This window comes from Streptomyces sp. NPDC018019 (assembly GCF_044327805.1).
Lineage (GTDB): Bacteria > Actinomycetota > Actinomycetes > Streptomycetales > Streptomycetaceae > Streptomyces.
Genome location: NZ_JBIRGD010000006.1, coordinates 208821 through 220317, shown reverse-complemented (window position 1 = coordinate 220317; position 11497 = coordinate 208821). Strand labels below are relative to the sequence as shown.

Below are 11497 nucleotides of genomic sequence, written 5' to 3'. Positions count from 1 at the left end.
CGGCGGCTTCCCGCGCCCCCATTGACACCGTCCGGCAGCGCTCACTACGGTCACGCCACCATTTCGGACACGTGACGAAATATCGAACACGATGGAGGGTCAGCTCCCGTGCGCATCACCGGTATCAGCACGCACGTCGTCGGCACCCCCTGGCGCAACCTCACCTATGTACAGGTCCACACCGACGAGGGGCTCACCGGCGTCGGCGAGACCCGCATGCTGGGCCGCACCGACGCCCTCCTCGGCTACCTCGCCGAAGCGGCGGACCACCACATCACCGGCTCCGACCCGTTCGCCGTCGAGGACCTGGTGCGGCGCATGAAGTACGGCGACTACGGGCGCGCCGGGGAGATCGTCATGTCCGGCATCGCATGCGTGGAGACGGCCTGCTGGGACATCAAGGGCAAGGCGCTCGGCGTACCGGTGTGGCAGCTCCTCGGCGGCCGGGTGCGCGACCGCGTCAAGGCGTACGCCAACGGCTGGTACACCACCGAACGCACCCCGGAGGGCTACCACGCCGCCGCCCGCGCCGTGGTGGAGCGCGGCTACCAGGCACTGAAGATCGACCCGTTCGGCACCGGCCACCTCGAACTCGACCCGGCCGCCACCCGCTACGCCGTCTCGCTCATCGAGGCCGTACGGGACGCGATCGGCCCGGACCGGGAGCTGATGGTGGAGATGCACGGGCGGTTCAGCCCGGCCACCGCGGTCCGGCTCGCCCGCGAACTGGCGCCCTTCGGCCCGGCGTGGCTGGAGGAGCCCGTACCGCCGGAGAACCTGGAGGCGCTGGCCAAGGTCGCCGGGAAGGTGGACACGCCGATCGCCACCGGGGAGCGCATCCACGACCGGACCGAGTTCCGCGAGCTGTTCGCGTCGCAGGCGGCGGACATCGTCCAGCCGGACGTCGGCCACTTCGGCGGCATCCTGGAGACCCGCAAGCTCGCCGCGACCGCCGAGACGCACTACATGCTGATCGCACCGCACAACGTGGGCGGCGGGGTGCTCACCGCGGCCTCCCTCCAACTCGCGGGCTGCACCCCGAACTTCAAGGTCCTGGAGCACTTCAACGACTTCGCCGACGCCGGCATCAAGCGGGTGGTCAAGGGCGCGCCCGAGGTGGTGGACGGGTACTTCACGCTGCCGGACGCGCCCGGTCTGGGCGTCGAGCTGGACACCGACGCGGCGGCCGAGTTCCCGCAGCAGCCCGCCCGCTTCGACCTCTGGGCCGAGGGGTGGGAGCGGCGCGAAGCGGGCGCCGGGCGCCGGTGAACGCGCCCGCGCGCACCCGGTCCGTCCTGGTGGAAGGGCCGGGACGGCACCGCCTGGTGCACGCGCCCACCCCCTCCCCCGGGCCCGGCGAGGCGCTGGTGCGGGTGGCGGCGGCGGGCCTGTGCGGCAGCGACCGCGAGGTGTACGACGGCGGGCGGCCCGCCCCGTACGTCCGCTACCCGCTCGTGCCCGGCCACGAGTGGGCGGGCACGGTCGTGGCGGTCGGCGACGGGGTGCCGGCCGGGCTGACCGGCCGCAAGGTCGTCGGCGAGAACTTCCGCACCTGCCTGACCTGCGAGCGCTGCCGGGCCGGCGAGACCTCGCTGTGCGCCGCCGCCTACGACGAGACCGGCTTCACCCGGCCCGGCGCCTTCGCGGACACCCTGGTGGTGCCCGCCCGGCTGCTGCACCCGCTGCCCGACGACGCGGACCTCGGAGCCGCCGCGCTGCTGGAACCGGCCGCGGTGGCCGCCGCTGCCACACTGGCCGCCCGCGCGGTGCCCGGTGAGCGGATCGCGGTGCTGGGCGCCGGCACCCTCGGACTGCTGGCCGTACGGTTCCTGGCCGCCGTCTCCCCCGCCGAGCTGATCGCCGTCGATCCGCGCCGGGCCCGCGCCGAACAGGCCCTGGCGCTGGGCGCGACCGGAATCCACTCCCCCGGCACGGCGACCGGCGGCTTCGACGTGGTGGTGGAGACCGCGGGCGCGCCCGGAACCGCCGCGGCGGCAGCCGAACTCACCCGCCGGGGCGGCCGGATCATCCTCACCGGGCTGCCGGGAGCCGGTGCCCACGGCCTCGACCCGGTGCGTCTGGTGACCGGTCACCTCACCGTACGCGGCGTCTTCGGCGCGCCGTCCGCCGCCTGGACCCATGCCGTACGGGCCTTCGGCACGGGCCTGCTGGACCCGGCGCCGCTGATCACGCACACCTTCCCGCTGGAGCGCTGGGGCGAGGCCCTCGCGCTGGTGGGGAGCGGTGATCCGGAGGTGGGGAAGGTGCTGGTGCGTCCGGCGCCGTAAGAGCCCGTGTCCCAGGTGCCGTAAGAGCCCGTGTCCCAGCGGTACGCACCAGGCTGTGCGCGCCACCGAACGTCGTCCGGCATACCGAACGAGGAGCCCCATGTCCGTACCCCTCTCCACCCCCGAATCCGGAACCCACCCCCAACCCCGCCCCCAACCCCACTCCGCCCCCGAATCCCCTCCGGACGCCGTCCCCCTCCCCTTCCGCCACCCCGCGAACCGCGCCCTCGCCCCCCTCGGCCACGCCGCCCCGGACGACGACCCCGCAGACGCCTCCCCGCACACGTTCCCCGACGGCGGCACCTGGCGTACCGAAATACCCTCCGTGGAAGGGCCGGAAGTACTGACGGCGGTCCTCGCGGAGGCCGGGCGGCTCGGCGTGCCCGTCCACCGTGTCAGCCAGGGCAGCGGTGTGTGGATGCTGACCGACACCGAGATCGGCGACATGCTCGGGGCCTGCGTCGCGCACGGCACGGAGCTGTGCCTGTTCACCGGGCCGCGCGGCACCTGGGACGTCGGCGGCGCCACCGGGCCGCGCGCCCGGGGTCAGGAGGCGGTGGCCGGCTGCGTCGAGGACGCGCTGCGCGCCACCGGCCTGGGCGTGCGCTGCCTGCTCGTCGCCGACGAGGGCGTGCTGTGGCTGCTGCACCGGCTGCGCGCGGCCGGCACCCTGCCCGCCGACACCACCTTCAAGGTCTCCGCGCTGATCGGACCGGTCAACCCGGCGGCGTACGAGATCTACGAGCGGCTCGGCGCCGACTCCCTGAACGTGCCCAGCGACCTCTCCCTGGACCAGCTCACCCAGATCCGCCGGGTCTCCCGCGCCCCCATGGACTTCTACGTCGAGGCCCCCGACGACCTCGGCGGCTACGTGCGGATGTACGACGTGGCGCAGCTGGTCCGGCGCGGCGCGCCGCTGTACCTCAAGTTCGGCCTCAGCCGCGCCCCCGTGCTGTACCCGTACGGCGCCCAGCTGCGCGCCGCCGCCCTGGACAGCGCGCGCGAACGGGTGCGGCGCGGCCGGCTGGTGCTGGACCTGCTGGCCCGGCTCGGCGCCGACGGCCGCATGTCACCGCCCGGCGCACGGCTGCCGGGCGAACTGCGCCGCTTCCCGGTACCCGAGGAGGGCCGGTGAGCGGCCCCGCGCGCATATCCCGCCGCACCGCGGTGGCCGCGGCACTCGCCCTCGGCCTGGCCGGGTGCGGCCAGGAGGCCAGGGGCGGCAGCCGTTACCGGCCCGGCGGCTCCGGCGGCGCCGTCGGCATCGCGATGCCGACCAAATCGTCCGAGCGATGGCTGGCCGACGGCCGGAACATGGCCCGCGAGTTCGCCGCCAAGGGCTACCGGACGGACCTCCAGTACGGCGACGACCGGGTGGAGAACCAGGTCGCGCAACTGGAGAACATGGTCGCCAAGGGGCACCGGCTGCTGGTCGTGGCGGCGATCGACGGCTCCGCGCTCACCGACGTGCTGCGCCGCGCGAAGGAGGCCGCAGCCGCGGTGATCGCCTACGACCGCCTGGTGCTCGGCACCCCGGACGTCGACTACTACGCCTCCTTCGACAACGCCCGGGTCGGCCGGCTCCAGGGCCGCTACATCGCCGACAAGCTGCGGCTCGACGCGCGCCCGGGCGAGCGGTTCACCATCGAGCTGTTCGCCGGGTCGCCCGACGACAACAACACCCGGTACTTCTGGAACGGCGCACTGGCCGAACTCCGCCCGTACCTGAAGCGCGGTCAGCTCGTGGTGGGCAGCGGCCAGACGGCACTGAACCAGGCGACCACGCTGCGCTGGGACGGCGGTACGGCGCAGAAGCGGATGGACGACCTGCTCAGCAAGTACTACGGCGCCACCCGGCTGGACGCGGTGCTCTCCCCGTACGACGGCATCTCCCTCGGCGTCATCTCGGCGCTCAAGAGCGTCGGGTACGGCGGCGCCGGCCGCCCGTACCCGGTCGTGACCGGGCAGGACGCGGAGCTGGCCGCCGTGAAGTCCATCCTGGCCGGGCAGCAGACCCAGACCGTCTACAAGGACACCCGCAAGCTCGCGCGGCAGGCGGTGCTGATGGGCGACGCCGTGCTGCACGGCCGGAAGCCGCAGGTCAACGACGCGCGGACGTACGACAACGGTGCGCGGGTGGTGCCCGCGTTCCTCCTCGACCCGGTCAGCGTGGACCGCGGCAACACCCGGCTGCTGGTCGAGGAGGGCTACCTGAAGGCAGCCGACCTGGGCGGTGCCCGGTGAGCGGGCGCGGAGCCGTGCGTACGGACGCGCCCGTACTGGAGATGCGCGGCATCACCAAGACGTTCGGCGGCGTCCGCGCGCTGGACGACGTACGGCTGTCGGTGCGCGCCGGGGAGATCCACGCCGTCTGCGGGGAGAACGGCGCGGGCAAGTCGACCCTGATGAAGGTGCTCAGCGGGGTGTACCCGCACGGCAGTTACACCGGGGAGATCCGTTTCGACGGCGCGCGCTGCGCGTTCCGCGACGTCCGGGCCGGCGAGCGCCGCGGCATCGTCATCGTCCACCAGGAACTGGCCCTGGTGCCCTGCCTGTCGGTGGCGGAGAACATCTTCCTCGGCAACGAGCGGGCCCGGCGCGGCGTCATCGGCCGGTACGAGACGCTGCGGCAGGCGTCCGCGCTCCTGGCACGGGTGGGCCTGGCCGAGGACCCGCGCACCCGCGTCGCCGGTCTCGGCGTCGGCAAGCAGCAGTTGGTGGAGATCGCCAAGGCGCTGGCCAAGGAGGTGCGGCTGCTGATCCTCGACGAGCCGACCGCCGCGCTCAACGACGCGGACAGCGACCACCTGCTGGAGCTGGTGTGCCGGCTGCGGGACCAGGGCGTGGCGTGTGTCCTGATCTCGCACAAGCTGGACGAGATCCGGCGGGTCGCGGACACCGTGACCGTGCTGCGCGACGGGCGCACCGTCGAGACGCTCACCGTACGGGACCGGCCCGGCGCCGCCCCGGCCGTCCCGGAGGAGCGGATCATCCGCGCCATGGTCGGCCGGGACCTGGACCACCGCTTCCCGCCACGGACGCACTACGCGGGCCCGGACGCGGGCGCCCCGGCGCTCGCCGTCGAGCGGTGGACCGTGCGGCACCCCGCCGACCAGCGGCGCAAGGTGGTGGACGGGGCGTCCCTGCACGTCGGGCGCGGCGAGATCGTCGGCCTCGCGGGGCTGGTGGGCGCGGGCCGTACCGAACTGGCGATGAGCGTCTTCGGCCGGTCCTACGGGCGGTACACGGGCGGCACCGTACGGCTCGGCGGCCGGCCGGTCGTGCTGCGCACCGTGCCGCAGGCGGTGGCGCACGGCCTCGCGTACGTCACGGAGGACCGCAAGACGTACGGCCTGAACCTGCTGGACACCGTGCACCGCAACATCTCGCTGGCCGCGCTGCCCGGGCTGGCCCGGCGCGGGGTGGTCGACCGGCACGCGGAGCGGCGGGCCGCCGAGGACCTGCGCGGGTCGCTGGGCATCAGGTCCCGCACCGTCTTCGAGCCCGTCGGCCGGCTCAGCGGCGGCAACCAGCAGAAGGTGCTGCTGGGCAAGTGGCTGCTCGCCGATCCGGAGGTGCTGATCCTCGACGAGCCGACCCGCGGGGTGGACGTGGGCGCCAAGTACGAGATCCACACGGTGATCGGGCAGCTGGCCGCGCGCGGCAAGGCGGTGCTGCTGATCTCCTCCGAACTCCCCGAGCTGCTGGGCCTGTGCGACCGCCTCTACACGATGGCGGCCGGACGGGTGACCGGCGAGCTGCCCCGCGCGCAGGCGTCGCAGGAGGCGCTGATGCGCCTGATGACCGCCGGGCCGCCGCGTCCCGAGGGACCGCCGGCCGCCCGCCCCGCCCCCACGGACGAGAGCTGAGGCCCCCATGACCACCGCAGTCCGACCGTCCGCCGACCGCCCCGCGGGCCCGCCGTCCGGTGCCGGGCCCGGCCGGTCCGCCGGCGCCCTGCTGCTGGCCGTGGTACGCGGCAACCTGCGGCAGTACGGCATGATCATCGCGCTGGCGGTCATCGTCGTGCTGTTCCAGGTGTGGACCGGCAACACCCTGCTGCTGCCCAACAACGTCTCCAACCTCGTCCAGCAGAACAGCTACATCCTCATCCTGGCCATGGGCATGATGATCGTGATCGTGGCGGGGCACATCGACCTGTCCGTCGGCTCGCTGGCCGCGTTCGTCGGCGCCGTGGCGGCCGTCCTGATGGTCCAGCACCATGTGCACTGGGTGGCCGCGCTGGCGCTGTGCCTGCTCATCGGCGCGGCGGCGGGGGCCTGGCAGGGCTTCTGGATCGCGTACGTCGGGATACCGTCCTTCATCGTCACCCTGGCCGGGATGCTGCTGTTCCGCGGCGCGACCCAGATCGTCCTGGCGGGGCAGTCGCTGTCGCCGTTCCCCGGCCCCTTCCAGGACCTCGCCCAGGGCTTCCTCCCGGAGGCCGGCCCGTACACCCGCTACCACAATCCGACCCTGCTGATCGGTCTGCTGGTGGTGGCCGGGCTCCTGCTGCGCGAGCGGCGCGACCACAGGCGGCGGGCCGCACACGGGCTGGAGGTGCTGCCGCGCTCCTTGTGGCTGGCCAAGTGCGCCGCCATCACGGCGGCCGTGGCAGCGTTCACGCTGACCCTGGCCAGCTACCACGGCGTCCCGGTGGTGCTGCTGATCATGTGTGCGCTGCTGCTCGGGCTGGGCTTCGTGATGCGGGACGCGGTCGTCGGCCGGCATGTGTACGCGCTGGGCGGCAACCGGGCGGCGGCCCGGCTCTCCGGTGTCAAGGACACGCGCATCACGTTCCTGGTCTTCGTCACGATGGGCGTCCTGGCCGCCCTGGCCGGCTGCGTCTACGCGGCCCGCCTCAACGCGGGCACCCCGCAGGCGGGCATCAACTTCGAACTGGAGGCCATCGCGGCGGCGTTCATCGGCGGCGCCTCCATGAGCGGCGGCGTCGGCACCGTCTTCGGCGCCGTCATCGGGGCGCTGGTGCTCGGCGTGCTCAACAACGGCATGTCCCTGGTCGGCATCGGCACCGACCACCAGCAGGTCATCAAGGGCCTGGTGCTGCTGGCCGCGGTCGGCTTCGACGTGTGGAACAAGCGGCGGACGGGTACGTGACGCCGGCCGCGCGGAGCGGCGCCGGCAGCACGCCGGGGCCCTGCCGTCCGACGGCAAGGCCCCGGTCCGGCGCTGCGCGGCCGTGGGGCGTCACGCGGCGGGCACCGCCGCCTCCTCCTGGACCGGCGGGTCGCAGAGCAGGGAGTCGTCCTCGACCCGGGCGCCCGGCAGCCGGTGCCGGGCCGCGATCAGCGCGGCGTCGACATCGCGCGTACCGGTGGACACGCACAGGGTGTAGGCGACGTCGTCCATCCGCTGCCGGACCTCGGGGCTCCCGTTCGCCGCGTCCAGGACGCGCAGCGTCTCGTACTGCTCGATCAGGTCACGCAGCACAGCAGGGTGAGCCAGCAACATCTGGGCCTCCTCGTTCACACCGTCCAAGAACAACTGCGCTCCGTGTACCCGGCCGCCCCACCCGTACGCCCCCGACTTTTCCCGCCCGCCTCACCCCGCGAACTCGGGCTGCGCCAGCCCCCGCCCGGCGTCCGGCACCACCAGCAGCGACCCGCCGAGCGGAGCGCTGCCCGGACCGCCGCGCGCCGTGGTGACGTACAGGTCGGTGAGCCCGGCACCGCCGAACGCGCAGGCCGTGGGGCGGCCGACCGGCATCGGTACGACCCGTTCCAGTACGCCGTCGGCGCTGTAGTGCCGCACCTGCGCGCCTTCGAACATCGCCACCCACACCCCGCCGTCGGCGTCCACCGTCAGCCCGTCCGGGTAACCCGCCGACTCCGCGGGCTCCCCGATCTCCACGAAGGGGCGGCGGCCGGTCACCAGCCCGTCGTCCGTGACGTCGAAGACGTCGACGCGGCGGGTGGGCGTGTCGATGTAGTACATCCGGCGGCCGTCCGGGCTCCACCCCGTGCCGTTGCTCACCGTGACGTCCGACAGGACGCGAGTGGCCCGGCCGTCCGGCGCGATCCGGGTCAGCGTGCCGCGGCCCGGCGCCTCGTCGTACGCCATGGTGCCCGCCCACAGGGACCCGTCGGGCGCCACGGCGGCGTCGTTGCCGCGCCGCCCCGGCACCGGCTCGCGGCACAGCCACGTGAAGACGCCCGCCGCGTCGTACACGCCCACCCCGTCCCGGAGGTTGACCACCAGTCCGCCCCTGGTGCGGGGCTTGGCCGCGCCGACGTGCTGTTCGGTGGCCCGCACGGTGCGGCGGCCGGTGGCCGGGTCGAAGGTGTGGACGCGGGCGGAGAGGATGTCCACCCAGATCAGCCGTCCGGCGCGGGCGTCCCAGGTGGGCCCCTCGCCGAGCCGGGCCGGCGCGGCGACCGCCACCTCCCAGGCCCGGGTCACGGCTGCCCCCGGTGACCGAGCCGGGCGGACAGCTCGTCGGCGCCCTTGCGGGCCAGCCCGGCCAGCTCGGCGCACCGCTCCTCGCTCCACCGGATCATCGGCACCGAGACGCTGAGCGCCGCCACGACCCGCCCCGACCGGTCCCGGACGGGCGCGGCCACACAGCTCACGTCCGGGTTGGACTCCCGCTGCTCCACCGCCACGCCCCGGTCCCGGATCAGCGCGAGCTGGGTGTGCAGTTCGGCCGGCGAGGTGACACTGTGCTCCGTCATGGCCGTCAGTTCCCCGTCCGCCGGGATGCGTTCGGCCAGCGCGGCCGGCGGCAGCGAGGCCAGCAGCATCTTGCCAACGGCGGTGCAGTGCGCGGGCAGCCGCCGCCCCGCCGCGGACACCATCCGTACCGCGTGGGTGCTGTCCACCTTGGCGACGTAGATGACATCGGCGCCTTCGAGGAGCGCGATGTGCACGGTCTCCCCGCACGTCTCGGCGACCTCACGGGCCACCCGCTGTCCCTCGGCCGCCAGGTCGAGCTGTTCGGCGTACCGGCTGCCGAGCTGGTAGGCGCGCACGCCGAGCCGGAAGCGGCCCGGCTGCTCGGGGACGTACGCGAGGTAGTTGCGCGCGACGAGCGTACTGACCAGTTCGTGCACGCTGGTGCGCGGCAGGCCGAGCCTGCGGGTGATGTCGGGGGCGGACAGCGTGCCGTCCCCGTCGAGGAAGAGCTCCAGTATGTCCAGGGCCCGCGTCACCGCGGGCACGAGCCGCCCCATGCGCCCGCCCCTCATCCGTCGCCGGACCGGCCGACCGGGCCGGTCGTTCGAGATACCGGCCGTGCGCCGGTATCACGGACGCACCCTAGTGCGCGTCCCCACCCTCGGCAACGGCAGCACCGCTCCGCGGACGACGTGTCCGATACTGGACCCGGCGGGGTGGTGACCTGAGGGGGATCAGGACATGGACGGCGGGGGCGCGGCGCACAGCACGGGCGGTACGGGCGGTACGGACGGCCCGGGTGGTACGGGCGGTACGCACACGTCGTGCGGCTCGGACGCCGAGGCGCCGGAACGGCCGGAACGGCGGGGACTGCGCTGGGATGTGGCGGAGTTCGGGCGGCTGGTCGCGGGCATCGAGGCGGGCGCGAGCCTCGAAGAGCTGGGGGCCGGGCACCAGCGCGGCGTCTCCGGAATGCGCTGGGCCGTGCGGCAGCTGGTGCCTCCGGAGGAGGGGGCCGACGGGGAAGCGGCCTTCGCGTGGCTGGCCCGACGGCTCGCCGACGGACCGTACGACTGGCAGGCCCGGCTGGCGGAGTCCCGGCGGGCACGAGCGGCGGGCAAGAAGGCCGGGGCGGGCGCACGAGGGCGGCGGACGCGTCCGGAGCGGTGCGAACCGGCCTCCGTCGTGGCGGTCTGGCAGGAGGTGACCGGGCACCGGTTGTCGCCCGAGCGCCGCGCCGCGTTCCTGGACCGTACGGCGGTCCGGGCCCTGACGGCCCATCCGGAGGAATCGTTACGGCCGGTGGCCCGGCGCCTGTGGCGGACGTCCGGACGGCTCCTCCTCGACGCCTGGCTGCTGGACACCGTGTGTCCGGGTTACGCGGCGGCCGACCTGTCCTGGGGGCCGGTGGCCGACGGCACACCGGACACGGCCACCGTGCTGCGCGACCTCGCCGCCGCGGCCGTCGACGAACTGCGCGACGCCCGCGGCCACGCGGTCCTCTGCCGCCGGCTCGGTCTCGACGGCCACGAGCCGCGGAGCCAGCCGGCCATAGCGCGGGAGCTCGCGCTGTCGAGGCAGCGCGTCAGCCAGCTCCAGGCACGCGGCATCACCAGGATGCTCGCCGGTCGCGAACCGGTCACCCGAGCCCTGCGCGAGACCATGGCCGCCCTCCTGAACGAGGACCGGCCGCGTACCGCCGAGCGCCTTCTCACCATCGCGGAGACGGCCTTCCCCGGCGCGCCGCTCAACCCCGCGGGCCTGTTGCTCGCCCGCCTCGCCGGCAGGGACGACAGCGAGGCCAGACACCTGATCCGGGAGGCCGCCGGGGTGCTCGCCGAGCGCCACAAGGAGGAGCGGCGCCGGCAGCGGCTGGCGGACCGCGCGGAGCGGGCGTCCGCCCGCTGGGCCGCCCTCGCCGCGGCGACCAGCTGGTTCGGCGCTCCGGGCGCCGCCCCGGCCCCGGCGGAACTGGCCGCGCTGCGCGACGTCACCCCGCGGGAGCACTCCGGCACCTGGTACAGCCCCAAGCTCGGGCGCGAGGTGCAGTACGAGTCGCAGACCGAGCTACGGGTCATCCACCTCCTCGACCACGCCGACCGGATAGCCCACTACCAGGAACAGCCGCTCGCCATCGACTACCGGTACGAGGGCCGGGCCCGCTCGTACTACCCCGACTTCCTCGCGGTCACCACCGAAGGGCACGCCGTACTGATCGAGGCCAAACCGCAGTGCGACATCCCGCTCGCCGTCAACCTGGCCAAGTACCGGGCTGCGGCCGGCCTCTGCGCACGCAACGGCTGGGGCCTGCTGGTCACCGACGGCACCCGCACCCTCCAGGATCTGGAACGCCACCCGGTCGCCCCGGAACTGGAACACCGGCTCCGGGCCGCCCTGGAAGCCGGCGAACTGACCTGGCCCGACATACGCGACATCGCCCGCGGGACCGCGTTCACCTCCCTCGACCTGGCGGCGCTGATCCTGCGCAACGGCTGGCGGTGGGAACTGGGGCCGTACCGGCTGCGGGCGGGGCGGGGCGTTTGAGGTGGGGTTTGGACTGGGGGCTGCCCGTGGCC

General features: G+C 74.3%; 10 protein-coding genes. 7 read left to right on the top strand and 3 right to left on the bottom strand.

Annotated features, from left to right (window positions below; translation table 11 throughout):
* The first annotated feature begins 108 nt into the window (after window positions 1–108).
* The 6 genes from ACH4FX_RS13290 (at window position 109) to mmsB (ending at window position 7406) form a co-directional block, all read left to right on the top strand.
* Entirely contained in the window at window positions 109–1269 is a 1161-nt protein-coding gene (locus ACH4FX_RS13290) for a mandelate racemase/muconate lactonizing enzyme family protein (RefSeq protein ID WP_398478223.1), read from the top strand.
* A complete protein-coding gene (locus tag ACH4FX_RS13285) occupies window positions 1266–2288 on the top strand; it encodes a zinc-binding dehydrogenase (RefSeq protein WP_398478221.1) in 1023 nt (340 codons plus the stop codon). Before ACH4FX_RS13290 ends, ACH4FX_RS13285 begins: the two co-directional genes overlap by 4 nt.
* A gap of 100 nt (window positions 2289–2388) precedes the next feature.
* Window positions 2389–3423 (top strand): hypothetical protein, encoded by a 1035-nt coding sequence (locus tag ACH4FX_RS13280; RefSeq protein ID WP_398478219.1) that lies wholly within the window; start codon window positions 2389–2391, stop codon window positions 3421–3423.
* Window positions 3420–4532 carry a multiple monosaccharide ABC transporter substrate-binding protein gene (gene chvE, locus ACH4FX_RS13275; RefSeq protein ID WP_398478217.1) on the top strand — a complete coding sequence of 371 codons (1113 nt, stop codon included), beginning with the start codon at window positions 3420–3422 and terminating at the stop codon, window positions 4530–4532. The genes ACH4FX_RS13280 and chvE overlap by 4 nt, the downstream gene beginning before the upstream one ends.
* A 41-nt stretch (window positions 4533–4573) precedes the next feature.
* Window positions 4574–6157, top strand: a complete 1584-nt coding sequence (locus ACH4FX_RS13270) for an ATP-binding cassette domain-containing protein (protein ID WP_398478416.1) — start codon at window positions 4574–4576, stop codon at window positions 6155–6157.
* Between the two features lie 7 nt (window positions 6158–6164).
* The gene (mmsB, locus tag ACH4FX_RS13265; RefSeq protein ID WP_398478215.1) at window positions 6165–7406 is read left to right on the top strand and encodes a multiple monosaccharide ABC transporter permease; all 1242 of its coding nucleotides are present in this window, start codon (window positions 6165–6167) and stop codon (window positions 7404–7406) included.
* A 90-nt stretch (window positions 7407–7496) separates the two neighbouring features.
* On the opposite strand, the gene ACH4FX_RS13260 is transcribed toward mmsB, so the two are convergent.
* The 3 genes from ACH4FX_RS13260 to ACH4FX_RS13250 form a co-directional block, all read right to left on the bottom strand.
* Window positions 7497–7760, bottom strand: a complete 264-nt coding sequence (locus ACH4FX_RS13260) for a DUF5133 domain-containing protein (RefSeq protein ID WP_398478213.1) — start codon at window positions 7758–7760, stop codon at window positions 7497–7499.
* Between the two features lie 90 nt (window positions 7761–7850).
* Complete coding sequence (locus ACH4FX_RS13255; protein ID WP_398478211.1) at window positions 7851–8708, bottom strand: SMP-30/gluconolactonase/LRE family protein; 858 nt, start codon at window positions 8706–8708, stop codon at window positions 7851–7853.
* Window positions 8705–9478: an IclR family transcriptional regulator gene (locus tag ACH4FX_RS13250; protein ID WP_398478209.1), complete on the bottom strand. Its 774-nt coding sequence runs from the start codon at window positions 9476–9478 to the stop codon at window positions 8705–8707. Before ACH4FX_RS13250 ends, ACH4FX_RS13255 begins: the two co-directional genes overlap by 4 nt.
* A gap of 184 nt (window positions 9479–9662) precedes the next feature.
* Here ACH4FX_RS13250 and ACH4FX_RS13245 point away from each other — a divergent pair, with 184 nt between their 5' ends.
* Window positions 9663–11465, top strand: coding sequence for a TnsA endonuclease N-terminal domain-containing protein (locus ACH4FX_RS13245; protein ID WP_398478207.1), 1803 nt, complete (start codon window positions 9663–9665; stop codon window positions 11463–11465).
* The last annotated feature ends 32 nt before the right edge of the window (window positions 11466–11497 follow it).